The sequence below is a fragment of the Pyxidicoccus xibeiensis genome (assembly GCF_024198175.1).
Taxonomy (GTDB): domain Bacteria; phylum Myxococcota; class Myxococcia; order Myxococcales; family Myxococcaceae; genus Myxococcus; species Myxococcus xibeiensis.
Genome location: NZ_JAJVKV010000001.1, coordinates 1,609,935 through 1,636,164, shown reverse-complemented (window position 1 = coordinate 1,636,164; position 26,230 = coordinate 1,609,935). Strand labels below are relative to the sequence as shown.

Sequence of the window (26,230 nt, the reverse complement as noted above, 5' to 3'; positions counted from 1 at the left end):
CGCGACCTTGATGGGCAGGGTGTCGCGGCCGGGTGGAGAGTGCATGAGCGCGTCCCCCCTGCGTGTCGGCAATGCCTCGGGCTTCTACGGAGACCGCTTCTCGGCCGTCCGGGAGATGCTGGAGGGCGGTCAGCTGGACGTCCTCACCGGCGACTACCTGGCCGAGCTGACGATGTTGATTCTCGGTCGAGACAGGATGAAGGACCCGGCCACGGGCTACGCCAAGACGTTCCTCCGGCAGATGGAGCAGTCCCTGGCGCTGGCGCTGGAGAAGAAGGTCAAGGTCGTCGTCAACGCGGGAGGGCTGAACCCGGCGGGGCTCGCCGCCGCACTCCGGGAGTTGTCCACGAAGCTGGGCGTGAAGGCGCGCATCGCGCACGTGGAGGGAGATGACCTCATCGCCAACACGGACGCGCTGGGGCTGGGCAGCCCGCTCACGGCGAATGCGTACCTGGGTGCGTGGGGCATCGCCGAGTGCCTGAAGGCGGGCGCGGATGTCGTCGTCACCGGGCGCGTGACGGATGCCTCGCTCGTGGTGGGGCCGGCGGCGGCGCACTTCGGCTGGAAGCCGGACGACTGGGACCGGCTCGCGGGAGCGATGGTCGCCGGCCACGTGCTGGAGTGCGGCACGCAGGCGACGGGCGGCAACTACTCCTTCTTCACCGAGGTGGACGCCCGCCGCCCCGGCTTCCCGCTGGCGGAGCTCCACGCGGACGGCAGCTCGGTCATCACCAAGCACGAGGGCACGGGCGGCGCGGTGACGGTGGACACGGTGCTCGCGCAGCTCGTCTACGAAATCACCGGCGCGCGGTACGCGGGGCCGGACGCGACGGCGCGCTTCGACACCATCTCCCTGGCTCCGGACGGGAAGGACCGCGTCCGAATCACCGGGGTGCGCGGTGAGCCGCCCCCGCCCACGGTGAAGGTGTGCCTCAACAACCTGGGGGGCTACAAGAACGAGGCGACGTTCGTCCTCGTCGGGCTCGACATCGAGCAGAAGGCCCGGCTGGTCCGCGAGCAGCTCGAAGCGGCGATGACCCGCAAGCCGAGGGAGGCGCACTGGACGCTGGTCCGCACGGACCGCGAGGACGCCGCCACGGAGGAGCAGGCCGCCGCGTTCCTGCGCGTCGTCGTGAAGGACTCCGACCAGAAGCTCGTGGGCCGCGCCTTCAGCGGCGCCGCCGTGGAGCTGGCGCTGGGCAGCTACCCGGGCTTCACCATGACGGCGCCCCCGTCGGATGGCGCGCCGTATGGCGTCTACACGCCGGCCTATGTCGAGGCGGAGAAGGTGGAGCACGTCGCCGTCCTCCCCGACGAGACGCGCACCGTGATTCCTCCGCCGAAGCAGACGCGTGGCCTCGCGCCCGTGGAGCCGCCCGCGCTCCCCGCGCCGCTGGCCGTCGGGCCCACGCGCCGGATGCCGCTGGGGCGCATCGTCGCCGCGCGCAGTGGCGACAAGGGCGGCACCGCGAACATCGGCGTCTGGGCGAGGACGGACGAGGCGTGGCGGTGGCTCGCGCATGCGCTCACGGTGGAGAAGCTCCGCGAGCTGCTGCCGGAGGCGGCCGCCTTCCCCATCGAGCGGCACGTCTTCCCGGGCCTCCGGGGGCTGAACTTCGTCATCGATGGCCTGCTGGGGGAGGGCGTGTCGTCGTCCACGCGCTTCGACCCGCAGGGCAAGGCGCTGGGCGAGTGGCTCCGCTCGCGCCACGTGGACATTCCCGAGTCGTTGCTGCGTGAAGGGCAGGGGTGAGACAGATGCCGAGAATCACATCGCGAATCGACCCGGGCTCCGAGTCCTTCAAGGCCCACCGCGCGGACATGCTCTCGCGCGTCGCGGAGCTGCGCGACGTCGAGGCGAAGGTCCGCAACACCGAGAACCAGGCGCGGGAGAAGTTCCACAAGCGGGGCCAGCTGCTGCCCCGTGAGCGGCTGACGCTCCTGCTGGACCGGGGCTCGCCGTTCCTGGAGCTGTCCACGCTGTGTGGCTACGGCTACCACGACGACAGCGACGGCTCGCTGGCGGGCGGCAACAGCATCATCGGCATCGGCTACGTGTCCGGGGTGCGGTGCCTGGTCTTCGTGAACAACTCCGCCATCAAGGGGGGCACGGCGTCGCCGTGGGGCGTGCAGAAGGCGCTGCGGGCGCAGGCGATTGCGCTGGAGAACAAGCTGCCCATGGTGTCGCTGGTGGAGAGCGGCGGCGCGAATCTCATGTACCAGCAGGAGATCTTCATCCCCGGCGGGACGACCTTCTACAACCAGGCGAAGCTGTCGGCGGCGGGCATTCCGCAGGTCACCGTGGTGCACGGCTCCAGCACGGCGGGTGGCGCGTACCTGCCGGGCCTGTCCGACTACGTCATCATGGTGAAGAAGAAGGCCAAGGTGTTCCTGGCCGGCCCGCCGCTGCTCAAGGCCGCGACGGGCGAGATTGCCACCGACGAGGAGCTGGGCGGCGCGGAGATGCACGCCACCGTGGCGGGCACCGCGGACTACCTCGCCGAGGACGACGCGGACGCCATCCGCCTGGCCCGCGAGGTGGTGGCGAAGCTCGGGTGGAACGAGCGACTGCCTCCGGCGGAGCGCGTGCCCTACGCGGAGCCTGTCTACCTGTCGGACGAGCTGTGCGGCGTCGTGCCGGTGGACTACCGGAAGCCGTACGACTGCCGCGAGGTCATCGCGCGCATCGTCGACGGCTCCGAGTTCACGGGCTTCAAGGACGAGTACGACCCGCACACCGTCTGCGGGCGGGCGAGCCTCTTCGGCATGCCGGTGGGCATCATCGGCAACAACGGTCCGATTACGCCCAAGGGGGCGACGAAGGCGGCGCAGTTCATCCAGCTGTGCTGCCAGTCGGACACGCCGCTCATCTACCTGCAGAACACCACGGGCTACATGGTGGGCACGCAGCCGGAGCAGGCGGGCATCGTGAAGCACGGCTCGAAGATGATTCAGGCGGTGGCGAACGCGACGGTGCCGCAGCTCACCGTGCTCATCGGCGGCGGCTTCGGCGCGGGCAACTACGGCATGTGCGGCCGGCCCTTCAATCCGCGCTTCATCTTCGCGTGGCCCAACTCGCGCACGGCGGTGATGGGTGGTGAGCAGGCGGCGAAGGTGATGGCCATCGTCTTCGGAGAGAAGCTGGCCCGGCGCGGTGAGGCGGTGGACGAGGAGCAGCTGCGCGCGTTCTGCCAGCCCATCATCGACCAGTTCGACAAGGAGTCGCACCCGTTCAACTGCAGCGCACGGCTGTTCGATGACGGGCTCATCGACCCGCGCGACACGCGGCGGGTGCTCGGGTTCGCGCTCTCGGTGTGCCGGGAAGCGAAGCGGCGCGAGCTGGCTCCCAACACCTTCGGCGTGGCGCGCCTGTGAGAGGGACGGACAGCATGGAGCGATTCAGGAAGGTCCTCGTCGCGAACCGCGGCGAGATTGCCGTCCGGGTGATTCGGACCTGCAAGAAGCTCGGCTACCGGACGGTGGCGGTGTTCTCCGAGGCGGACCGCTCGGCGCCGCACGTGCTCGCGGCGGACGAGGCGGTGCCCATCGGCCCGTCTCCGGCGAAGGAGTCGTACCTCGTCATCGACAAGCTGATTGCGGCGGCGAAGGCATCGGGGGCGGAGGCCATCCATCCGGGCTACGGGTTCCTCTCGGAGAACGCCGCGTTCGCGAGCGCATGCCGGGAGGCGGGGCTGGTGTTCATCGGCCCGCCGGCCGAGGCCATCACCCTGATGGGGAACAAGCGCCAGGCGAAGCTGCGGATGATTGCGGCGGGCGTGCCCTGCATCCCCGGCTACGAGGCGACGGACGCGGATGACGAGGCGCTAGCGGCCGAGGGCGCGCGCATCGGCTTCCCGCTGATGGTGAAGGCAGCGGCGGGTGGCGGCGGGCGCGGAATGCGGCTGGTGCGCGAGGCGGCGCAGCTCAAGGAGGCGCTGAGGTCCGCGCGCTCGGAGGCGACGAATGCCTTCGGGAGCGGGGAGCTCATCCTGGAGAAGGCGGTCATCGACGCGCGCCACGTGGAGATTCAGGTCTTCGCGGACGAGCACGGCAACGCGGTGCACCTGGGCGAGCGTGACTGCTCGGTGCAGCGGCGGCACCAGAAGATTGTGGAGGAGAGCCCGTCACCGGCGGTGAGCGCGGAGCTGCGAGCGCGCATGGGCGCGGTGGCGGTGACGGCGGCGAAGGCGATTGGCTACCGGGGCGCGGGGACGCTGGAGTTCCTGCTCGCGCCGGGCGGCGAGTTCTACTTCATGGAGATGAACACGCGGCTCCAGGTGGAGCACCCGGTGACGGAGGCCATCACCGGGCTGGACCTGGTGGAGTGGCAGCTGCGTGTCGCGGCGGGCGAGCGGCTTCCGCTGTCGCAGGAGCAGGTGTCTTGGAAGGGGCACGCCATCGAGGTGCGGCTGTGCGCGGAGGACCCGGCGAACGGCTATGCGCCGCAGGCGGGCCGGCTGCTGGCGTGGCGGCTGCCTTCGGGAGAGGGCGTGCGCATCGACCACGGCATTCGCGAGGGGCAGGACATCCCGCCCTTCTACGACTCGATGCAGGCGAAGGTGATTGCGTACGGCGCCGACCGGGAGATGGCGCGCCGGAGGCTCGTAGAGGCGCTGCACGGGCTGACGGTGTTCGGCGTCACCACGAACAAGACTCTGTTGTTGCACGTGCTGGAGCACGGGGCCTTCCGGACGGGCGAGTACGACACGGGCTTCATCGGCAAGCACGTGGAGGCCAGTGCGCTGGAGCGGCTGTATCAGCCGGATGCGAAGGTGCAGGCGCTGGCGGGCGCGGCGCTCTTCCATGGTGAGGCGCTGAGGCTCGCGCGCGAGGCGGGGCTGGATGGCTCGTTCGTCAACTGGAACACCGCGGGGGCATCCCAGCCCGTGCGGCTGAAGCTGGCGAGCCGGGGAGGCGAGGCGCAGGTCACCCTCCGGCCCGTGTCCACGGAGCGGTATGAGGTGGAGGTGGGGAGCGAGACGTACGACCTCGCGATTCACGGCCTGGCCGACGGGGTGCTCGACTTCTCGGTCGCGGGGACTCGCGGGCGGGCGCGCTATCTGCGGGCCGGGGACACGCTGTGGCTGGACGCGGGCGGTGGGGCGCACGCGGTGACGGATGTGACGTATCGCCCGCCGTCGAAGGCCGAGGGTGGGGGAAGTGGCCGGCTGGCGGCGCCGATGGACGGAAGGATTCTCCGCGTGGACGCGAAGCCCGGGGAGGTGGTGAAGCCCGGGGACGTGCTGGTCGTGCTGGAGGCGATGAAGATGGAGTTCCAGCTCGTGGCGGATGTGGCTGGCACGGTGGAGGCGGTCAACGTCTCCGTCGGAGGCCAGGTCGCCGCCCGGCAGCTCCTGGTGGTGTTGACGCCGGAGGGGAAGCCGGCGGCCTGATTCAAAACGCCGGGCGGCGACGCACGGCCTGCCCGGTGGAGGCTCGTCTCGCTTGCGGGCCTCAGCCTGGAAGGAACGTTCGTTCCACGCGGAGGGCTCGCCCCGCCCGCCGCCGCGGCCTGGAAGGAACGTTCGTTCCACGCGGAGGGCTCGCCCCGCCCGCCAGCCGAAGCCTGGAAGGAACGTTCGTTCCGCTCGGGGGGCTCGCCCTCCGAGCCCTCTGTCTTATCGAAGGGCTCCGGCAGTCGGACCCTGGACGCTTGCCTCCACGAGGGATTGCCGGGCCCGGCGCACCCGGTTAGTTCCGCGCGCATGCGCGCAATCGTCCTTCCCCGCTTCGGCGGCCCCGAGTTGTTCGAAGTCCGCGACGTTCCGACGCCCACGCCGGGCCCCGGGCAGGTGTTGGTCCGGGTCCTCGTCTCAGGCACCAACCCCGTGGACGCGAAGCTGCGCCAGGACGGGACGTGGGCAGGGCTCCAGCCCCCTTCCGTCATCGGCTACGACGCCTCGGGCGTCATCGAGCAGGTGGGCCCGGGCGTCACGGACTTCAAGGCCGGTGACGAGGTCTTCTACACGCCGGAGATTTTCGGCAACCCGCACGGCACCTACGCCGAGCTCAACGTCGTCCCGGCCAGCATCATCGCGAGGAAGCCGCCGAGCCTCTCGCACGAAGAGGCCGCCGCCGTCCCGCTGGCCGGTGGCACCGCGTGGGACGCCCTGGTGCGACGGATGCAGCTCCGCGTCGGGGAGACGGTGCTCATCCACGGTGGTGCGGGAGGCGTGGGCTCGTTCGCGGTGCAGATTGCGAAGGCCCTGGGCGCACGGGTGCTGGCGACGTCCGGACCGGACAACCTGGAGACGCTGCGCAAGCTGGGCGCGGACGTGGCCATCAACTACCGGAGCGAGGACCCGGCCCAGGTCGCGCTGCGAGAGACGGGCGGGCAGGGCGTGGACGCGGTGTTCGACACGGTGGGGAAGAACATGATTCCCAGCATCCCGGCGACACGGCCGCACGGGCGGCTCGCGACCATCCTGGGCTTCAGCGGGGACGTGTCCGCCTTCTACCCGCGCAACCTGACGCTGCACGGCGTCTTCCTCACGCGTGAGCGCCGCCGACTGGAGGAGATGACGGCGCTGCTGGAGCGCAAGCAGATGAAGCCGCTGGTGGAGCGCGTGCTGCCGTTGGAGCAGGTGGCGGAGGCCCACCGCATCCTCGATTCGGGACACGGGCGCGGCAAGCTGGTGCTGCGCGTGGCGAAGTAGTCGCGCAAGGGTGCTCGCCCCGCCCACCTGGACGTGCTTCTACGCACCTGCGAGCGGGCGCTCAGCCCCCTGAAGCCGGCTTCACGCCCCGCCACAGCGCCCCCAGGGCCAGGACACACAGCAAGGCCCCCGCGGCGCACACGCCCGTCCATCCCCACCGCGTCCACGCCGTCGTGCCCAGCCACGAGCCGCTCGCGCCGCCCGCGAAGTACGTCACCATGTAGAGCGTGTTCAGCCGGCTGCGCGCCTCGGGCCGCAGCGAGTACACGCGCGTCTGGTTGGAGATGTGATTGGCCTGCACCCCCAAATCCAGCAGCACCACCCCCAACCCAATCCCCCACAGCCACCGCCCCAGCGGCCACATCACCCCGAACGACAGCAGCAGCACGCCAATGGCCAGCGCGTTGATGCGCCGGTCTCCCCGCGTGTCCGCATAGCGTCCCACCAGCGGGGCAATCAGCGCCCCCGCCACCCCCACCACGCCGAACATGCCCGCCACCTGCGGGCCGTAGTGCTCCGGCAGGGCCTGGAGATACAGCGCCAGCGTGGACCAGAAGACGCTGAACGCTCCGAACGTCAGCGCCCCCAGCAGCGCGTGCAGCCGCAGCACGGGCTCGGTGCGCCACAGGTGTCCCAGCGAGCGCAGCAGCTCCGGATACGGCATGGCGGCCAGCGGCGGCTGTGACGGCAGCACGAAGCGCAGCACCCCGCCCAGCGCGAGCATCAGCCCCGCCGCAATCCAGAACATCGCCCGCCACCCCAGGTGCGTCCCCACGAAGCCCGCCGCCGTGCGCGACAGGAGGATGCCGATGAGCAGCCCGCTCATCACCGTCCCCACCACCCGCCCCCGCTGCGCCGCCGGAGCCAGGTGCGCCGCGAAGGGGACAAGCAGCTGGGGAATCACCGTCGTCGCGCCCACCACGAAGCTCGCCACCACCAGCCAGGGCAGGGTGGGTGCCAGCGCCGCACCCACCAGCGCGAGTGACACCAGCGCCGACATGGTGACGATGACCCGCCGCCGCTCCAGGCTGTCACCGAGCGAGACGATGAGCAGCATGCCCGCCGCGTACCCCACCTGCGTCAGCGTGGGCACCAGGCCGAGCGCCCCACCCGAGGCCGCCAGCTCGCGGCCGATATCCCCGAGCAGGGGCTGGTTGTAATACAGGTTCGCGGCGGTGGCGCCCGAGGCCGCGGCCATGAACCACACCAGCCCGGCTCGGAGCTGCGTGTGGGAGGAGTCCGGTGTCGTCATGGAAGGCTCGGCGCACTCTGGTGCCGGGCTCCCTCACCGTCCAGCACCTGTGTAGGCTCAGGGCATGCCTGGACCGGATACCGCACGCGGCGGCCTGCCCGTCATCGACATGGCGTCCCTGTTCGACTCCTCCCGCCCCGCCGAGCGGGCGAGCGTCGCCCGGAACATCGAGCGGGCCTGTCGCGACGCCGGCTTCTTCTACGTCACCGGCCACGGCGTCTCCGACGCGGTGGTGGCGCGCCTGGAGCGGGAGAGCCGCCGCTTCTTCGCGCTGCCGGAGGCCGCGAAGGAGGCCCTCGCCATGTCCCGGGGTGGCTCCGCGTGGCGCGGCTGGTTCCCGCTCGGAGGGGAGCTGACCTCCGGGCGCCCGGACCGGAAGGAGGGCCTGTACCTGGGCACGGAGCTCGAGGCCGGGCACCCCCGGGTGAAGGCCGGCTGGCCCCTGCACGGCGCCAACCTGTGGCCCGCCGAGGTGCCGGAGCTGCGCCCCGCCGCGCTGGAGTACATGGCCGCCGTCACCCGCGCCGCGCACGCGCTGATGAAGGGCATGGCGCTGAGCCTCGGCCTGGAGGCCGACTACTTCCAGCGGCACTACACCGCCGACCCCACCGTGCTCTTCCGCATCTTCCGCTACCCCGCCGAAGCCCCGCCCACCGCAGGCGACGAGCGCTGGGGCGTGGGCGAGCACACCGACTACGGCCTGCTCACCCTGCTGGCCCAGGACGCCCAGGGCGGGCTGCAGGTGAAGACGCCGCGCGGTTGGATTGAGGCCCCGCCCCTGCCCGGGACGCTGGTGTGCAACATCGGCGACATGCTCGACAGGATGACGGGCGGCATCTACCGCTCCACGCCCCACCGCGTGAGGAACAACGTCAGCGGCAAGGACCGGCTGTCCTTTCCGCTCTTCTTCGACCCGGACTTCGCGGCGGAGGTGCGGCCCCTGCCCTATGCGGACGGGGCCGACGTGGACGAGGACCGTGCCCGCCGCTGGGATGGCGCCAGCGTCCACGCCTTCCAGGGGACGTACGGCGACTACCTGCTCGGCAAGGTGTCCAAGGTGTTCCCCCAGCTCGTGAAGCGGGTGCTGTAGCCACCCGCCCGCCCCACGAAGCTCAGGGCTTCGGCTCCAGCTCCTCGGGGTGGAACACGCGCGAGGCCACGCGGTCGACGACCTCCTCGTTCCACCGGGTGCTGGCCTTCATCAGCCGGCGCATGTCCTTCATGAAGGCGCGCTCGGACGGCATGTGCGTGTACGTCCGGGCCAGGTACAAGCCCCGGTTCTCCGGCTCGTAGTCCACGGAGCCGCCGCCGGAGTCGTTGCCTTCCTTCTCCTCCGCGCGGAAGCCGTCGAGCACGCCCGGCTTCGGCGGCTGGCGGAAGCGGTACACCAGCGCGCTGCACTTCAGCGCCTGGGTGTCCTCCACCCACTCGAAGTAGACGTTGGAGCCTCCGGCGGACAGGCCACCGAAGCCCCGCGAGTTGAGGCCCTGGCTCGGCAGGGTGCCTTCCTCACCGAGGAAGCCCTGCACCAGCCGCTGCGCGGACTCGCGCGTCAGCGGCGTGTTCTCGGGGGCGGCGGGCCCCAGGAAGGAGACCCAGGACCTCAGGAGGCCGGCAAGGCCACTGCGCGGGGCGGTCGCCATGTGCGGTTAGCGGTTGAAGTCGCCCTCGCGCGCCTGCTCGAAGGGCACGCGGCGGTTGAGGTACACGGACTCGAAGCTGTGCCCGTCGAACGGGTTGAGGTGGAACTCGTTGAAGTGGTGCACCTTCGAGCCCTCGCCGCCGTCCGCGATGGGGTTCCACTTGTCGGCCACGGGCCCCAGGCCGAAGAGGCTCGGCACCGGGTCGCCGCGGTTGACGTAGTGCACGTAGTTCGGGCCGTCCGGGTAGCGCGTGGCCGCGGCGCCGAACGTCTCCACGTTGAGCTGGCTCATCGCCTGCTGGGCCTGCTCCTTGGACATCCCATCTTCGATGCGCAGCCGGTTGTAGACGTCGTTGAGCGCGCGGCTGCTGATGAGGCCACCCTGGCTGTGCGCCATCAGGTGCACGCTGCGGCCCGCCTTGAGCTCGTTGTAGAGCGTGTCCGCCAGCGTATCCACGGCGGGGTTGGTGCCCTTGTCCAGCTTGTCCTTCACGCACTCGGCCAGGTCCGCGGCGAAGCCCTCGGTGGCGTTGTGGATGCCGACGACGCGCGCGCCCGTGGCGTCCGCGATGGACTGCAGGCTGTTGGCCTGCGCGTCCTTCGTCGTCAGGATGCCGTTGACGTAGAGGATGGTGTGGTTCGCGTTGGGGTTGTCGCGCGGGGTGACGGCGGGAACGTCGCTCAGCGGCGTGTCGGGCGAGAAGGTCTGCCCGCCAGCACCCAGGAACTTGCCGTCATGCACGCGGTCCGGCTTGTGGCCGAAGCCCAGGGCGCCGGCCACCGCCTGTGCGCCCGAGGACACCTTGTCCTCGAAGCCGTCCACGAACTGGCCGACCTTGCGGCCGCCCGCGACCGCGGTGTTCTTCACCGCGCCCGCCGCGTCCTTGACGCCCTCGACGACGTTGCCCGCCACGTTCTGGGCACGGTCGATGGTGCGCTCGGCGCCGTTGCGCACCGAGTTGATGAGGTTCCGGCCACGCTCGAGGGGATTCATGGGCACTCCGGGGGGGAATTTTGGAGAGAAAATACTGCTGTGTAGGTGATTGTCGCGCAGGGCCCCGGAGAGTTGCGTCCCACCCCCTGCGCGAGCGCCTTTTCCGTGGATCAGCGCTTGAAGACCTTCGACGCCACCCGGTCCAGCACCTCACCGCTCCAGACGAGGCTGGCCTTCATCAGCCGCTTCATGTCGTCGTTGAAGATGGGCTGCTGGGGCGCCTGGGTGTAGGTGCGGCTCAGGAAGAGCGACTTGTTCTCCGTCTCAAAGTCCACGGTGCCGCCGCCCGTGTCCGTGCCGGATTTCTGCTCCTGCTGGAATCCCTCGAGGATGCCGGGCTTGGGGGCGTCGCGGAACTTGTGGATGAGCGCGCTGCACTCCAGGGCGCCCTCCTTGTCGTGCCACTCGAAGTAGAGCTGCGCGTCGTTGATGACGACGCCGCCGAACCCCTGGGGGTTGATGCCGATGCTGTTGGGCTGGCCGTTGGCGGCGAGGAAGGCCTGCGCCAGGCGCTGCGCTTCGTCTCGGGTCATGGGGGCGGGTGTCTCCAGAACGAGGGGGTGCTGCCTGGCGCCAGCCTAGCAAGCCCGCGCCCGGCGCGGCACCGCCCCCGGTGCCGCGCGGGCCTGAGACGCCCTTTCAGGAGTCGGCGGGCCGGGCCTCGTCGCGCGGCAAAAGCCGCCCGCCGAGCATGGTGATTCGCTTCGCCGCCAGCCGCTCCCGGGCGTCCGGCTGGATGTCCTTCGGCGTCCACTGGAGCGTCTGGTCGAACTCCACGTGGACCGAGGCGACGCCCTCCTGAGACTGGAGCCGCTGCTCGATTTCCCGCATGAAGTAGGCGGCCATCATGCACATGGGCGAGGTGATGTGCATGCGCACCGTCACCTTTCCCTCCTGGCACTCCACCGACTGAATCAGGCCCATCTCCCCGATGCCCAGCGGCACGCCGGTGGCGAGGCTGCACGGGTCGGGGATGTCCTGGATGCGCGCGCGCAGCTCCTGCTCAGTCATGGAGGCCTTCCTGGTAGCTGTAGGGCGTGACGTCCCCGCGGGCCTTCGCCTTGGAGAAGGAGTCATTGGCGATGCGCGCCTTCACGGCCTCCACGTCCACCCCCGCGTAGCGGGCGTAGTTGTCGCAGAGAATCATCCGCTTCACCTCGGGCGTCACCTGCATGCCCGCCACCTGCACCAGGTCGTCGGGCAGCTGGAAGTCGTGCCAGAACTTCAGGAGCGCCGGCTGCGGGTGGCAGAACACCGTGCCGGAGCCCCACATGATTTTCGCCGGGCCCGCCCACTTCAGCAGCGCGGCCAGGGACTCGGCGAACCAGCGCTCGCGCTTCACGATGAGCGCGCCGGTGACTTCCAGATTCACATACACGTTGGGGAACAGCGACAGCTGCATGCCCGTCTCGTCCAGGAAGGCCATGCCGCCGTGGACGATTTCGAAGTTCAGCTCGGGGAAGGCGTCGGCCGCGCCGCCGATGTCGTCCACCTTGTAGGGTTCAATGGGCACCGCGCCCATGGGCAGGCCCTTGTGGACGGCGATGTTCTTGATGCCCAGCTTCTGCGCGCGCTCGAAGAGGGGGAACGCGATGCTCGGGTCGTCCATGCGCCAGCCGGTGTGGCGGAAGGAGTCCCCCAGCCAGGCGGCGGGGTAGAGCTTCAGGCCGCTGGGCTTCAGCTCCTCGGCCTGCTTCTCCAGCTCCTCCAGGGCCGCGGTGCCGCGCAGCGGGTCCACGCCCGCGTAGACGAGGAAGCGGTGCGGGTAGCGCTTCTTGATTTCGAGCGTCTTCTCGTACGAGCACAGCCCGTCCGTGTAGAGCGTCTGCAGGGGCAGCACGTGGTGCACGGCCAGGTCGATGCCGCTCTCCACGAAGAGGATGTGGGCAAGCTCCTTCACGGACCAGTCCTTGAGGAAGCGCTTCTCCTCCGGAACGCGGTGGCTGTCGCCAGACAGGCCGCTGTGCAGGCCCCAGATGAGCTGGGCCAGCGACGCGGCGTACTTCCCGGCCCGGTAGTTGGAGGGGTGGAGGTTGTACGCGTGGGTTACCGCATCGATGACGAAGCCACCGTCAATCACCAGGAAGCTCTCTTTCGGGGTCGGGTGTGGGTCGGGAGGAGGTGAGGACTTCTCCGAGATACTGATGGATGAGCGCCACGTCGAACGGCTTTTCAATCTGCCGGTTGGGCACCCGCTCCAGGAACTGGCGGGCACGCGTGGTGTACGAGCCGCCGGTGATGAAGATGAAGCGCCGGGCCACGTCGGGCGAGGCCTCGCGCATCCGCTCGTAGACGTCCATTCCCGAGATGCCGGGCATCATCAGGTCACAGAAGACGGCGTCGAAGGACACGCCGGAGGTGAGCGCGGCCAGGGCCGCCTCGCCGCTGCCCGCCACCGTCACCTTGTGCTGGGGGCCGATGATGCGCGCCAGGGAGCGGCCCACGGGGGGCTCGTCGTCGATGACCAGCACCTGGCCCCTGCGGTCCGTCTGGGGGGCGGGGGCGGCCGGCGCCTCGCCGAGGGGGCTGGCCTCGGCGGCCATGCCGGGCAGGGTGACGGTGAACGTCGTCCCCCGGCCTGGCTCGCTGCGCACGGTGATGCTGCCGCCCATGTTGCGCACGAGGCCGTGGCAGATGGACAGGCCCAGCCCGGTGCCCTGGCCCACGGGCTTGGTGGTGAAGAACGGGTCGAAGATGCGCGCCAGCACGTCCGGGGGGATGCCGCTGCCGGAGTCCGTCACGTCCACCGCCACGGTGCCCGAGGGGCCCGGGCGGACCCAGACGGTGATGTGGTGCTCGTCCGCGCTGCCCTCGGGAATGGCCTGGGCCGCGTTGACGAGCAGGTTGAGGAACACCTGCCCCAGCCGGGACGCGTCGGCGTGGACGCGCGGGACGGGCTCGTACTTCTTGATGAGCCGGGCGCGGTGGCGCACCGCGGTGGTGGCCATGTTGATGGAGAAGTCGAGCGGCTGGCACACGTCCACCGGCTCGCGCTTCTCCTCGTCCTGGCGGGAGATGAACTTGAGGTCCCGGACGATGTTGCGCACGCGGGTGGCGCCCTCGTGGGCCTCCTTGAGCAGCGCCTCCGTCTCGCGCAGGGTGGTGCTCCACGCCACGGTGCCGGGGCCCTCGGGCACGTGCTGGGTGAGCTCGCCGCCCAGCCGCGTCATGGCGTCCATGGCCGCGTCCAGGTTGGCCATGACGTAGGTGAGCGGGTTGTTGATTTCGTGCCCCACGCCGGCGGCGAGCGTGCCCGCCAGCACCATGCGGTCCGTCTGGAGCAGCTGGGACTGGGCGCGCTTGCGCTCGGTGACGTCGCGCACCATCACCACCACGGCCTTGTCGCCGTCGAACTCGACGGGCAGCCCCACGCTCTCCGCGTCGTAGGTGGTGCCGTCGCGCCGCAGGTAGCGGATCTCCCGCAGCGGGGCCGGCTGGCCGCTGACGGCGGCCTGGACGCGCTGGCGCACCAGCGGCAGCTCGTCCGGGTGGACGATGCCCCAGATGGGCTGACCGAGCAGCTGGCTCGCGTCGTCGTAGCCCAGGGCCTTGAGGAGGGTGGGATTCACGTAGATGAACCGGTCGTCGCGGTGGACGAAGATGCCCTCGGGGGCGGTGTCGATGAGACGGCGGAAGTTCTGCTCCGAGCGCTGCAGCGCCCGCTCCACGGAGGGGGCAGGCTCCAGCGGGCGCACCGTGCAGTAGAGGAGGCCTTCCCTCGACGAGGACGCCACGCTCCAGGACAGGGAGCGCCACGTGTCGTCCTGCCCCCGCCAGCGGCAGGAGAAGTCGGCGCGCGCGTCCTTGCCCGCCACCGCTTCCAGGCGGGCTTCCATGTTCGGGAGGTCTTTCGGGTGGACGAAGCCGCGGTAGCCCCGGTTCCGGAGCGACTCCAGGGGCCAGTCCACCAGGCTGCTCCAGGCGCCGTTGGCCTCGAGGATGCGTCCGTCAGCAGCCAATACGACGAACGGCTCGGTGGAGAGCTCGAAGAAGCGATGCGCCCACTGCTCTATCAACATGCTTCCCTTGGGGGGCCAGGGTGCCGCCTTCACCGGCCGGGGGGGAGGCCAGTGCAGGGCATGCGGGGTGTTCGGAGATGCCATCTGTGCTTTTCAGGACATAGACACCATTTGCGGAAGAATTGCATTACCAGAATTTGCCAGCAGGGCTGGTGGTGCGGGGTGTGCGAAGGAAAGCGCCCGCCACCACACGGTGAGTGCCTGTGCCGGACAACACTGCGAGTCATTGAGCGTTCTGACAAGCTGAGGGTTCCGCGTAGGTGCGGATGAAGGCACGGGTGTGCTTCCGCAGCGCGGTACTCAGGGCCTCAGCGTCTGAGAAAGCTCAGGTGCCCTGGAGCAGCGGGACGCGCTTCCAGTGGGCCTCGAGGCGCTGCCGGCTCTCGGAGGAGAGGGGCAGGTGGGGGTGGAGGGACGACCAGGTGTCGAAGGCGGCGCTCACGGCGGACTTCACGACGGGGAGCACGTCGTCCGGGGACAGCTCCAGCTTCCGGGCGAGCCGCTCGAAGCTGGCGAGGGAGATGTCCTCGAAGCGCTTGGACCGGGCGAGGTTGAGCGCGAGCGTGTCCCCGGCCATGTACTGGATGGTGGAGACCAGGTCATACGCGGGCGAGAGCGCCGCGTGGATGCCATCCGGGTAGAGCAGCGACCAGTTCTTGTGGTGCGCGTCGCCGTTGCCGATGACGGCGATGAACACCAGACGGCGCAGGAACTCGTGCAGCGCGCTCACGCCGGCGACCCGGAGGATGACGTTGGCGATGGTCTCGTAGTTGTACTTCTTGTACTTCTCGTCCGAGTACAGCCCGAGCACCTGGGCCAGGTCCTCCATGTGGACGCGCTGGCCCGGCTCGGGGCGGTCGAAGCGGCGGATGGCGTAGGCCACGTCCTCGCGCAGGGTGATGCCCTCCGGGAGCCCGTCGACGTCGGCCACCTTGAGCAGCGTCACCTCCGGCACGGCGATGCCGGCGGCGCGGGCCCAGGTCATCATCGCGAACTCGTTCTCCGGGACGCGGTCGTAGCGGTTGTCCGGCAGCTTCACAATCCAGTCGCCGCCCCGGCCGCTGGTGGGCAGCGTCATCCCCTTGTCCTTGCGCAGCATGGAGAACTTGAGCTGCACGCCGGCGAGCGAGAAGCGCAGGGGCTCGTGCTCATTCCCGGTGGCCGTGGCCGCGTCCTCGAGGGGCGCGAGGATGTCCGAGGACAGCACCCCGGCGGGACGCACGGCGATGGCGCCGGGCAGGTCCTCGCCGAGCCGGGCGATGAGGAAGAACTCGCGCTGCTTCGCCACCTGCTCCCGCTCGGAGATGAGCTCGCGCAGGGGGCCTTCGGGCAGGAGGTTGGAGAAGAAGTGCGGCAGCCGCATCCGGCTGACGTGGCGGCGGGTGAGGTCGTCCTCGAAGGACTGGCCCAGCACGGGCCGGGGGTAGCGCTGGCGGTACTCCTCGGAGATGACGAACTCGATGCGCTCGTCCGCGAGCAGCGTCAGCGTGCCGACGTGGACGTTGCCCAGGTGGACGTCGAGGATTCCGGCGGTGGCGATTTCGGAGTCCACGTCAGTCCTCCTCCTCGTCGTCGACGATGAGGGACTTGAGCGACGGCCGGTCCGACTCGTCGTGCCGCGTGCGCGCCCGCAGGAACTCCACCAGCAGGGCGTCGATGTGCTGCATGCGCTGCATCAGGAAGTCGACGGTGCGCGCCTCGCGCAGCGCCGTCAGCATCTCGGAGGTGACGGCATGGCTCTCCAGGACCTCCGGTGGCGGCGGCGCGTCCGGGAGGAGCAGGTCCAGCACCTGCCGGCCCGGCACCGGGACGTGGAAGAGGAAGTTGGCGGGAATGTAGAGCAGCGAGTGGAGGACCTTGGGGTCCAGGTTGAGGTCGGCGTCCGCGGACTTCTCGGGCGGGGTGGTGAGAATCGCCTTGAGCCCCAGGTCCTGGCCCTCCAGCAGCTGGGTGGGCTCCAGCGGCGCGGCGGTGAGCAGGTGCCGGGGGCGCAGCGACAGCAGGGCGTTGAGCGCCATCCTGCGCGAGTGCAGGGTGAGCCCCACCATGTTGGTCAGCGAGTGGCGCGCCAGCCAGTCGTCGAAGAAGGGGCTCACCTGGGCCAGCATGGCCTGCAGGGACTCTTCCTCGTCGGGTCCGATGACGGCCAGCAGCTCCTTCGCGGAGCGGGCCTTGCCTCCCATGGAGCTGTCCACGCTGCCGCGCCACAGCCAGCGCGAGAGCAAGTCCCGCGTGCGCCGGGATGGCTCCGGGTGCAGGTGGAAGAAGCGGGCGAGCAGGATGAGGTAGAGCGGCTCGGGGAGGAGCTTCTCGTGGAGGACGCCCGCGTCCCGCCTGAGGAAGATGATGGCGTTGCGCAGCGCGGCCTCGGTCTGCTGGAGCGTCTCGCCGAGGTCGTCCTCCTCCCGCAGCTGCTTCTGGAAGTCCTGGGTGAAGTCGAGCCCGCGCACCGCGAGCACGCCCCGCAGCAGGATGGGCTCCTCGAGGGTGCCGAAGCCGAGCTCCGCGAGGCTGCTGGCCAGGGTCTTCAGGTTCGAGGGCCGTGAGCCCGCCGTGCCTCCGTAGAGCGCGTTGAAGACCTCGTTGTCGGTGAGCGGCTTGCCGGCCGTGTTGAGCCGCTTGAAGATGATGCGCAGCGTCTTCTCCTCCGCGGCCTCCACCACGTACGCCGGTATCTGGTACTCGCGGGCCGCCTTGCCCACGCGGATGGCGGTGCGGGTGTGCTCCGGCTTCTTCTCGCGGCCCGGATAGCGGTCCAGCCACTCCAGCAGCTGCTCGCTGTCGAGCACCACATTCAATGGCAGCCAGTGCGCGGGCGGCGGGCCGTCCCCCCGGGACGAGACGATTTCCTGCGCCTCCAGGTCGAAGAAGAGGGTGAAGCCGTCGCGCGCGGCGGGCGCACTGGCGCCGTGGAGCAGCACCGCGGCCAGGGCGGTGATGCGCTGCTGTCCGTCCACCACCCACAGCGCCTGGCTGGTGGAGGGCGCGTCGATGCGCACCGGGCCGAAGGTGATGCTCGCGGCGGGCGCCTCGCGCTTCCAGAAGAGCAGCGTGCCGATGGGATAGCCCCGGTACACGCTGTCGAACAGGTCCCGCACGTCCTCCGCCGTCCACTTCAGCGGGCGCTGGAAGTCCGGGATGCGCACCTCGCCGCGCCGGACGCGGTCCAGCAGGTCCTCGATGCTGAAGGCCGTGGCCTGGGGACGCCGGGTCAGGGTGGAGGGCATGGGGTTCCCCATGCACGGGCTGTAACACGCGCCCCGACGTGCCCGCAGGAAGGAGGCTTTCGACTCCCTGTGGACGCTCGGGGTGGAAAGTTGCCACACCGTGAAACCAAAAGTGTTCGTTTGTATGCCCGTAGGGGGAGCGTGCTTGACGGTGGCTCCAATGCCCTTCAACATGCCTTCCACGTTTCCTCCCAAAGGGTGAGACGCGGCGGCGGTGAATGCCTCCCCCAAAAGCAGCACCGCCGTGGAAGTCCCAGTTGAGCCCCGCGCGCCGCGTTCCCCCTCTCGGCGCGCGGTGGCCCCTGGGATTCCTCCCGAAACCTCGCACTCCCGGCATCCGAGCAACCGTCATCTGTCTTCCGTGAGCGTGGCGTCCATCCTGCTTGCGAGCACCGGGTGACTTGCGGAGAGTGGCGCCCTCTCCGGAGGTCGTCTTGCCCGCATCCACCTTCGTCCTGTCCGCCTCCCTCGCGCTCCTGTCGGGCGCGGCGCCGGCGGCGAAGCCCGCTGCTGCTCCCTCGAAGCCCGCCGCCACCGTGAAGGCCTCTGCTCCCGCGTACCCGCAGGCCGTGGCGGAGAAGCTCATCGGCCCCGCGCTCACGGAAGGGCACGCGTATGCGCGCCTCGCCGAGCTGACGGACGGCATCGGCCCGCGCCTGTCCGGCTCGGAGGGCGCCGAGGCTGCGGTGCAGTGGGCGCTGCGCAGCTTCAAGGCGGACGGCGTGAAGGCGTGGACCGAGCCGGTGAAGGTGCCGCGCTGGGTGCGTGGCGAGGAGCGCGGCGAGGTGCTCGCCTCGGCGCGCACGCGCGGGCACCCGCTGTCGCTGCTGGCGCTGGGCGACAGCCCGCCCACGCCGCCCGAGGGCCTCACCGCCGAGGTGGTGGAGGTGACGTCGGTGGAGCAGCTGGCGGCGCTGGGTGACTCGGTGAAGGGGAAGATTGTCTTCTTCAACCACACGATGACCGTGGCCGCCGACTACGGCCGCTTCGCCGGGCTGCGCGGGCGGGGGCCCGCCGCCGCCGCGAAGGCCGGGGCCGTGGGCGCGCTGGTGCGCTCGCTGGCCACCGCGTCGCTGCGCACGCCGCACACCGGGTCCACGCGCTTCGAGGACGGCGCGCCGAAGATTCCCGCCGCCTCCATCGCCACGGAGGACGCCGACCTGCTGCACCGCATGCTGGCCGGCGGGCCCGTGCGCGTGAAGGTGGTGCTGGGGAGCTCGTCGCTGCCGGACGCGGACTCGTCCAACGTCATCGCGGAGATTCGCGGGCGGGAGAAGCCGCAGGAAATCGTGCTCATCGGCGCGCACCTGGACTCGTGGGACGTGGGCACGGGGGCGCACGACGACGGTGCGGGCGTGGTGATGGTGATGGAGGCGGCGCGGCTCCTCGCGAAGCTGCCGCAGGCGCCGCGTCGCACGGTGCGGGTGGTGCTGTTCATGAATGAGGAGAATGGCCTGCGCGGGGCGCGTGCGTACGCGGAGGCGCATGCGGCGGAGCTGCCCCGGCACGTGGCGGCGATGGAGATGGACGCGGGTGGAGGCAGGCCCGTGGCGGTGAGCCTGCGGGCGGGGGCGGGAGGCCAGGACCTGGTGCGGCCGTGGCTGCCGCCGCTGGTGGCGCTGGGGGCGGCGAACTTCTCCGCGCGCGAGGCGGGCGGCGCGGACCTCAGCCCGATGGGGCCGGCGCGGGTGCCCTTCTTCGGCGTGGAGGTGGACAGCAGCCGCTACTTCGACGTGCACCACACGCATGCGGACACGCTGGACAAGGTGGACCCGCAGGACCTGGCGCGCAGCACCGCCGCGGTGGCGTGGGTGACGTATGCCCTGGCGGAGATGCCCGGGACGCTCGTGCGTCCGGAGCCGCCCGCGCAGCCGGGCCCGCCGGCCGCCGCTCCGCAGCCGAAGGTCTCCGGACACTGAGGCGCCGCGCAGGCGGGTACTCACACACGAGGCGAGGAGGAAGCTCCCATGAAGCGCTTCACGCGGTTTCCGGTCCTGATGCTCGTGCTGGGCGTGCTCGCAGGCTGCGCGTCCTCGTCGTCGTCCTCGCCCACACCCGCGCCCGCGCCTGCAGCCGGCACGGAGTCCACGAAGCTGGTGCCGAAGGACGCGACGGTCCTCGATGGGCCCTCTTGCAGCCTGGAGGCACCCGAGTGCCCCGAGGACCTGATGTGCGCGAGCCTGGACCTGGAGACGGGGCGCCGCACGCTGTGCGTCCCACTGCGGAAGGTCTGCGAGCAGCTCCAGTGCGCCCGGGGTGAGTGCGTCGTCCTGGAGAGCTACCCCGCGCAGATTCGCTGCGCGACCTGAGCGCTTCCTTCGCGGGCGTGCCCACGGTGCTTCGAGTTGATGCGCACCGTGGGCGTGCACAGGGGCGGCGCACTCGCTCGGCGCTGGCGTCTGGCTTCCAAGCGCCCGAGGCACGCAGCTGCCGCGCACCACGGGATGTGCGCTGTCGTGCTGAGGGGGCGCTCACAGCACCTGGCGGGGGCTCGGCTGCCCGGCTCCCCGTGCTCGCCGGGGGGGCGCTCGCACCTCGCGAGGTTCGGTGAAACAATGTCACCTCCTGGTAACGGCCTTTGCCAGGGATGAGCACCTGCGCCCGTGAATCCCCGTGACAGTGAACAGCAACCGGTAACTGGCCCGGATGTGGCGGGTTGGCTCGTGTCCGAGGCGAGGAGCCTGGAGGGACCGGCCCCGCTGCTCGACGGGCTCTGCCAGCGGCTGGTCTCCCAGGGGGTACCGCTCGCCCGCGCCTCCATCGTCCTCTTCACCCTGCACCCGCTGCTGCACGGCCGCAGCTTCCGCTGGCGCCCCGGTCAGTCCACCGCCGCGGAGGTCCATCCCCACGGCCTCCAGCACCTGCCCGCCTTCGCGCGCAGCCCCTTCAAGGCCCTGCGCGAGGGGCTTCCACTCATCCACCGCCGCCTGGTCGCGCCGCCCGCTCCGGATGACTTCCCGATGCTCGCCGAGCTGCGCGCGGACGGCCTCACCGAGTACCTCGCGCTGCCCGTGTGCTTCAGCGACGGCTCGCGCCATGCCGTGTCCTGGGCCACGTCCGCGCCCGGCGGCTTCACGGAGGCGCAGCTGGCGCTGCTCCATCATGTGCACCCGCTGCTGCAGCTCGTGCTGGAGGTCATCGCCCGCAAGGACATGACGGGCGTGCTGCTGGACACGTACCTGGGCCGCGACACGGGCCGGCGCATCCTCCAGGGACAGATTCGCCGGGGCGACGGTGAGACGACCTCCGCCGTCATCTGCCTGAGCGACCTGCGCAACTTCACCGCGCTCTCGGACGCGCTCCCGCGCGAGGCGCTGCTCGAGCTGCTCAACGCGTACTTCGAGACCATGGTGAGCGCCTTCCACGCGCACGGCGCGGAGGTGCTCAAGTTCATGGGCGACGCGGTGCTCGCCATCTTCCGCATCGACGCGGACTCGCCGGTGGAGGAGCGCTGCGCCGCAGCCGCCCGCACGGTGCGCGAGGCGGTGGCCGCCAGCACCCGTGACAACGCCGAGCGCCGCCGCAAGGGACTGCCCACCTACGAGTTCGGCGCCGCGCTCCACGTGGGCGACGTCATGTACGGCAACATCGGCGCCTCGGACCGGCTGGACTTCACCGTCATCGGTCCCGCCGTCAACCTGGCCGACCGCATCGGCGGCCTGTGTGCGGCCCTCAAGGAGCCGGTGCTCCTGTCGGAGTCCTTCGTCTCCCACTTCCGTGGCGGCACGCGAGACCTGGGCGAGCACGTGCTCAAGGGCGTGGGCGTGCCCGTGCGCATCTACACGCTCGCGGCCGAGGCCGCGGACTCCAAGGCGCTCACCGCCGCCTGACGCGAGGCCCGGCCGGACGTCGGTCCGTGGCTCGGGCGCGGATGCTGCGCTGACGCGAGCCCCTGTCGGATGTCGCGCTGTTGGCGGGCTCGGATGCCGCACCCTGTGCAAACGCAGCCGTGAGACGAGGCGCAAGGGCGCTCAACGCCGCCTGAAGGCGCATCCCCTGGACGTCAGTCCATCGGCGCGGGCGCGGACCCCTGGCCCCGGCGGCGCATCGGCTGCTCCGGCAGGAAGAACGTCACCAGCAGCGCCAGCAGCGCGATGAGGATGGCGACGCGGTACACCGCCGACACGCCGTGCGTGAAGGACTCCTTCACCGCCAGATGCGCGCGGTCCACGGCCTCCAGCGCGCGCTGCTCCTCTGCCTGCACCCGCGCGAGCTCCGAGGCGGCCTCCCGCCCTGCGGCGAGCCGCTGACGCTCGGCCTCGAACTCCGCGCGAAGCCGCACCTTCACCGCCTCGGGTTCGAAGACCGCGCCCACCGGGCCGTCCTCGCCGCTCGTCCCTGGCGCCGCGACGGCCACCTGTGCCCGCACCGACGCAGGCAGGCCCTGCGTGGCGGCGGGCAGCCGGGTCGCCAGCTCGCGAGACAGCGTCGCCGCGAACACCGTGCCCAGCAGCGCCACGCCCATGGTCATCCCGAGCTGCCGGAAGAAGGTGGCCGCCGACGTGGCCACGCCAATGCGCTGCGGCGGCACCGAGTTCTGGATGGCCAGCGTGTAGAGCGGAATCGACGGCCCCAGGCCCAGCCCCACCAGCACCATCTTCGCCGTCACCTCGGCCTGCGTGGAGTCCGGGGTCAGCGTGAAGCCCATCACGGTGAAGCCCACCATCAGCAGCACGAGCGAGCCCAGCATCAGCGCCTTGAAGCGCCCCAGCTTCGACACCAGCTGCCCGCTCAGCACGTTGCCGGCCACCACGCCCAGCGTCAGCGGCATGATGGTCAGTCCCGAGCGCGTCGCCGACAGCCCCACCACGTTCACCATGAAGAGCGGCAGGAAGACGACGCCCGACAGGAACACCGCGCCAATCACGAACACCGCCGCGTTCCCCGCGCTGAAGGCGCGCAGGCGGAACAGCCGCAGGTCGAGCAGCGGCTCGTGGGCGCGCGCTTCCAGGCGGATGAACAGCACCGTGGCCACCCCGGCCAACGCGAACAGGCCCAGGATGCGCCACGAACTCCATGCCCAGGCTCCCTCGCCGTTCTGCCCCAGGCTGAGCGCCAGCAGCAGCGGCACCACCGCCAGCGCCAGGGCACCCGCGCCGGGCAGGTCCAACCGTCCCCGGCCTCCATGGGGCCTCAGCTTCGGCATGCGCAGCAACACGAGCGCCAGCGCCACCGCGCCCACCGGCAGGTTGATGAAGAACACCCAGTGCCAGCCCAGGTGGTCGGTGATGAAGCCGCCGGCCAGCGGGCCCACCACGCTGGACAGGCCGAACACCGCGCCGAAGAGGCCCTGGTACTTGCCCCGCTCGCGAGGCTCGAAGAGGTCCGCCACGACCGCCAGTGCCGCGGTGAAGAGCGCCGCGCTGCCCAGGCCCTGCACCGCGCGGAAGACGATGAGCGCCAGCGTGCTCGTCGCCACTCCGCACAGGAAGCTGCCCGCGAGGAAGACGAGGATGCCCGCGGCCAGCACCGCCCGCCTGCCTGCCAGGTCCGAGAGCTTGCCCCACACCGGCACCATCATCGTGGACGCCACGAGGTACGACGTGGTGAGCCACGGATAGAGCGAGGCGGGGATGTGCAGGTCCGCCTGGATGGCCGGGCCCGCCGTCGCGACAATCGTCTGATCCAACGCCGCCAGCAGCACCCCCAGCAGGGCCCCCAGCATGGTGAAGACCTTCTGGGCCTTGGTGAACGCCGGGAACGCGGCGGGCAGCACATCGGCGGAGGCTGGAGACGTGGAGGCGGTCATGACTCGCCCGAGCAAGCTGGGGACGCTCCCGCGCGATGGCCAGCGTGCATGTCCGGCGGCTGGGGCAGCGGCATGGGGGAAACCGTACACAGGGCCTGACCTCCTGGCCCCGACGCCCCGACGGCCGTGACAGCCCACCCGGCGAGCGGGCCGTCGCGGAAGGAACGTTCATTCCAGTCCCAGTCCGACCCGGCGAGTCGCGGAAGGAACGTTCATTCCAGGCGCGAGCCGGCCAGGGGGACCGGGGCCGCTTCCTGGAGGTGGCGGGACGAACACCCCCGGAAAAGTCGCATGGGAAAAGCCGACTGCCGGTGCCGATTCAGGGATTCCCCTCGTACTGCAAGCATCTGGCATTGCATGTCAGTCGCGAGCGTAACCTCGCCCGCCTCGCTCCGGCACCGGCCGGGTCTGGAGCTGGCTCAAGCCCGTTCTCAGTCCTTTGGGGGACGCGGGCGCTGTTCGAGGAACGACTGCATGTACCTGCTGCGAAAGATCACGCTTTCTTCCCTGCTGGCGATGTTGCTGTGTGCTTGCCCCGGAGGCCCCGACCCCATCCCGGATGCCGGGGTGGATGCGGGCGAGCCGGATGCCGGTAAGCCCGATGCCGGCGAGCCGGATGCCGGTGAGCCCGACGCCGGCGAGCCCGACGCTGGTGAGCCCGACGCAGGCGAGCCCGATGCCGGTGCGCCCGATGCCGGTGCGCCCGATGCAGGCCCGCCCGACGCCGGCCCCGGAGATGCGGGCCCGGTCCTCTCCGAGGTGCCCCTGTGGGAGGTGAAGAACGACCCGACGTACACCGCCGGTTGCTTCGGCCGGTCCGTGGCCATGGGCGACGTGAACGGCGATGGCCAGAAGGACCTCGTGGTCGCCGCGCCGCCGTGCCTCACGTTCCCGAGAGACCCGGGGCGCGTCTATCTCTTCGCGGGTGAGGCCCCGTTCTTCATCAAGAGCGGTATCTCCACGGTGATGGATTGGCGGAACACGAACACGCGCACCAGCGGCAACCAGATGGTGGTGTCCACGGGCGACGTGGACGGGGACGCGTACGCGGACGTGCTCGTGTCCGGTCAGTACGGCGCGCTCGTCTACAAGGGGCGCGCGGACCTGTCCCAGGTGTTCGCCGAGCCGCTGTTCCTGTCGCCGGGCGGCGGCGTCTACAACAACGCCGTGCTGTCGGACGTCGATGGAGACGGCCTGGACGACCTGGTCAGCCTGAGGGGGACGCAGGTGTCGGTGTTCCGGGCCACCCCCGGCGCGGAGACGGCGCCGTTCACCCTGGTGCCCCGCACGAACGCCCTCTTCAGCTCCAGCGTGCGGCGCGCGGGCGACCTCAACGGCGACGGCGCCGAGGACCTCATCCTCATCAATGGGACGAGCTACGGCCTGTTCCTCGGGTGCAAGCCGGACAGCACGATGGTGTGTGATGGCTTCATCGCGAGGAGCCCCACGTGGGTGGTGCAGGGCCGGTCCATGAGCTTCCTTCCGGACGTGAACGACGACGGGATGCCGGAGCGCTTCGTGGGCCCGGGCGGTGGCACGGTGGACCTGCACCTGTCGGATGCGGCCACGGTGGGAGGCTACTCCACCGCGCCCGTGTGGACGGTGATGGGGGACCCGGTCTTCTCGCAGTTCGGCAACCCCGTCGTCGGCACGGGGGACATGGACGGAGACGGCAAGGCGCATGACTTCGTGGTGGGCTCGGATGGCCGGCTGTACTTCTTCTCCCCGGCGCAGGGCGTCTCCGCCGAGCTGAAGCCCGTCTGGTCCTGGCCGCGCGGCGACAGCCTCCCCTCCAACTACGAGGGCTTCATGCGCTTCTCGGTGCTGGCGCCGGGCGACATGGACGGCAACGGCTACACCGACCTGGTGGTGGGCATGGCCCCTCCGGTGGGGCTCGTCGGCGGGCCCGCGGGGCGCGTGGTCATCCTCGGCGGCGGCGCGGTGCCCTCCGCGCCCGCGAAGCCTCCGCACCTGCCGGAGGTGAAGGCGTGCGGCCTGGAGCTGGACCCGGTCAATGGCAAGCCGGACCTCACGGTGGACGCGGACGTGCTGGCGCGCTCGGTGTACGTGGAGAACCGCTTCTTCGCGCCGGACGCTTGCGAGGTGCTCGAGGGCTGCGTGGCCGGAGGCGGCCAGCGCCGCCTGCTGCGCTTCAGCACCTCCATCGTCAACCTGGGGAAGGCGGCGGCCACCGTACCCAACGTGGAGCAGCGGCCGGACCTCTACGTCTTCGACGAGTGCCACGGCCACGACCACCTCACCAACTTCGCCGGGTACGCGCTGCGTGACGCGGAGGGCAGGGACGTGGTCCAGGGCCGCAAGCAGGGCTTCTACCTGGTGGACTACCACCGCCAGTGCTCGGACGCGGCGCCGTACTTCCTCTACAGCCAGCAGATGGGCATCTCCGCCGGCTGGTCGGACATCTACGTCGCCGACATCCCCTGCCAGTGGATTGACATCACCGACCTCACGGACGGCACGTACACCCTCCGCGTCGGCGTGGACGAGCAGGACATCATCGACGAGGAGCCCACGCTGCCCAACGAGGCGAAGCTGAACGTCCGCATCGAGGGGAGCTCGGTGACGGTGGTGCCGTAGGGCTCCACCGCGGAGTCTTCCGCCCGGGCGCCGCGTTTGTCTTCGCGTGAGCGCCCGGGCGACACGGGAGAGCGACAGGAACACCGTCCTTCC

The 26,230-nt window shown here is 70.6% G+C and carries 19 protein-coding genes; 9 read left to right on the top strand and 10 right to left on the bottom strand.

The window, feature by feature from the left end:
- The first annotated feature begins 43 nt into the window (after positions 1-43).
- The 4 genes from LXT23_RS06595 to LXT23_RS06580 all read left to right on the top strand — a co-directional run bounded on the left by LXT23_RS06595 (position 44) and on the right by LXT23_RS06580 (position 6,656).
- Entirely contained in the window at positions 44-1,753 is a 1,710-nt protein-coding gene (locus LXT23_RS06595) for an acyclic terpene utilization AtuA family protein (RefSeq protein ID WP_253979203.1), read from the top strand.
- 5 nt (positions 1,754-1,758) lie between these two features.
- Complete coding sequence (locus tag LXT23_RS06590) at positions 1,759-3,375, top strand: acyl-CoA carboxylase subunit beta (protein ID WP_253979202.1); 1,617 nt, start codon at positions 1,759-1,761, stop codon at positions 3,373-3,375.
- Positions 3,376-3,389: 14 nt separating this feature from the next.
- Positions 3,390-5,393, top strand: a complete 2,004-nt coding sequence (locus tag LXT23_RS06585) for an acetyl-CoA carboxylase biotin carboxylase subunit (RefSeq protein ID WP_253979201.1) — start codon at positions 3,390-3,392, stop codon at positions 5,391-5,393.
- A gap of 312 nt (positions 5,394-5,705) precedes the next feature.
- Positions 5,706-6,656: a zinc-dependent alcohol dehydrogenase family protein gene (locus LXT23_RS06580; RefSeq protein ID WP_253979200.1), complete on the top strand. Its 951-nt coding sequence runs from the start codon at positions 5,706-5,708 to the stop codon at positions 6,654-6,656.
- A gap of 61 nt (positions 6,657-6,717) precedes the next feature.
- Here the strand turns inward: LXT23_RS06580 and LXT23_RS06575 are convergent, their stop codons facing one another.
- The gene (locus LXT23_RS06575; RefSeq protein ID WP_253979199.1) at positions 6,718-7,908 is read right to left on the bottom strand and encodes an MFS transporter; all 1,191 of its coding nucleotides are present in this window, start codon (positions 7,906-7,908) and stop codon (positions 6,718-6,720) included.
- A 64-nt stretch (positions 7,909-7,972) separates the two neighbouring features.
- Between LXT23_RS06575 and LXT23_RS06570 the strand changes: the two genes are divergently transcribed.
- Complete coding sequence (locus LXT23_RS06570; RefSeq protein ID WP_253979198.1) at positions 7,973-8,998, top strand: isopenicillin N synthase family dioxygenase; 1,026 nt, start codon at positions 7,973-7,975, stop codon at positions 8,996-8,998.
- Between the two features lie 22 nt (positions 8,999-9,020).
- On the opposite strand, the gene LXT23_RS06565 is transcribed toward LXT23_RS06570, so the two are convergent.
- The 8 genes from LXT23_RS06565 to LXT23_RS06530 all read right to left on the bottom strand — a co-directional run bounded on the left by LXT23_RS06565 (position 9,021) and on the right by LXT23_RS06530 (position 17,790).
- Positions 9,021-9,551: a hypothetical protein gene (locus LXT23_RS06565; protein WP_253979197.1), complete on the bottom strand. Its 531-nt coding sequence runs from the start codon at positions 9,549-9,551 to the stop codon at positions 9,021-9,023.
- 6 nt (positions 9,552-9,557) lie between these two features.
- The gene (locus tag LXT23_RS06560) at positions 9,558-10,544 is read right to left on the bottom strand and encodes a hypothetical protein (protein ID WP_253979196.1); all 987 of its coding nucleotides are present in this window, start codon (positions 10,542-10,544) and stop codon (positions 9,558-9,560) included.
- Between the two features lie 110 nt (positions 10,545-10,654).
- The gene (locus LXT23_RS06555; protein WP_253979195.1) at positions 10,655-11,077 is read right to left on the bottom strand and encodes a hypothetical protein; all 423 of its coding nucleotides are present in this window, start codon (positions 11,075-11,077) and stop codon (positions 10,655-10,657) included.
- Positions 11,078-11,183: 106 nt separating this feature from the next.
- Positions 11,184-11,555: a metal-sulfur cluster assembly factor gene (locus LXT23_RS06550; protein WP_253979194.1), complete on the bottom strand. Its 372-nt coding sequence runs from the start codon at positions 11,553-11,555 to the stop codon at positions 11,184-11,186.
- On the bottom strand, positions 11,548-12,624 hold the full coding sequence (locus tag LXT23_RS06545; protein WP_253979193.1) for an amidohydrolase family protein: 1,077 nt from the start codon (positions 12,622-12,624) through the stop codon (positions 11,548-11,550). Before LXT23_RS06545 ends, LXT23_RS06550 begins: the two co-directional genes overlap by 8 nt.
- Positions 12,617-14,647, bottom strand: a complete 2,031-nt coding sequence (locus LXT23_RS06540; protein WP_253979192.1) for an ATP-binding protein — start codon at positions 14,645-14,647, stop codon at positions 12,617-12,619. Before LXT23_RS06540 ends, LXT23_RS06545 begins: the two co-directional genes overlap by 8 nt.
- 241 nt (positions 14,648-14,888) lie before the next feature.
- The gene (locus LXT23_RS06535) at positions 14,889-16,115 is read right to left on the bottom strand and encodes a type II toxin-antitoxin system HipA family toxin (RefSeq protein WP_253979191.1); all 1,227 of its coding nucleotides are present in this window, start codon (positions 16,113-16,115) and stop codon (positions 14,889-14,891) included.
- A 1-nt stretch (position 16,116) separates the two neighbouring features.
- The gene (locus LXT23_RS06530; RefSeq protein ID WP_253979190.1) at positions 16,117-17,790 is read right to left on the bottom strand and encodes a DUF262 domain-containing protein; all 1,674 of its coding nucleotides are present in this window, start codon (positions 17,788-17,790) and stop codon (positions 16,117-16,119) included.
- Positions 17,791-18,224: 434 nt separating this feature from the next.
- Between LXT23_RS06530 and LXT23_RS06525 the strand changes: the two genes are divergently transcribed.
- The 3 genes from LXT23_RS06525 to LXT23_RS50305 all read left to right on the top strand — a co-directional run bounded on the left by LXT23_RS06525 (position 18,225) and on the right by LXT23_RS50305 (position 21,620).
- Entirely contained in the window at positions 18,225-19,709 is a 1,485-nt protein-coding gene (locus tag LXT23_RS06525) for a M20/M25/M40 family metallo-hydrolase (protein ID WP_253979189.1), read from the top strand.
- Positions 19,710-19,757: 48 nt separating this feature from the next.
- Entirely contained in the window at positions 19,758-20,099 is a 342-nt protein-coding gene (locus LXT23_RS06520) for a hypothetical protein (RefSeq protein ID WP_253979188.1), read from the top strand.
- Positions 20,100-20,453: 354 nt separating this feature from the next.
- The gene (locus tag LXT23_RS50305; RefSeq protein WP_253979187.1) at positions 20,454-21,620 is read left to right on the top strand and encodes an adenylate/guanylate cyclase domain-containing protein; all 1,167 of its coding nucleotides are present in this window, start codon (positions 20,454-20,456) and stop codon (positions 21,618-21,620) included.
- 173 nt (positions 21,621-21,793) lie between these two features.
- Here the strand turns inward: LXT23_RS50305 and LXT23_RS06510 are convergent, their stop codons facing one another.
- Positions 21,794-23,539, bottom strand: coding sequence for an MDR family MFS transporter (locus tag LXT23_RS06510; protein ID WP_253979186.1), 1,746 nt, complete (start codon positions 23,537-23,539; stop codon positions 21,794-21,796).
- Between the two features lie 474 nt (positions 23,540-24,013).
- Between LXT23_RS06510 and LXT23_RS06505 the strand changes: the two genes are divergently transcribed.
- On the top strand, positions 24,014-26,137 hold the full coding sequence (locus LXT23_RS06505) for a lysyl oxidase family protein (RefSeq protein ID WP_253979185.1): 2,124 nt from the start codon (positions 24,014-24,016) through the stop codon (positions 26,135-26,137).
- Positions 26,138-26,230 lie beyond the last annotated feature (93 nt).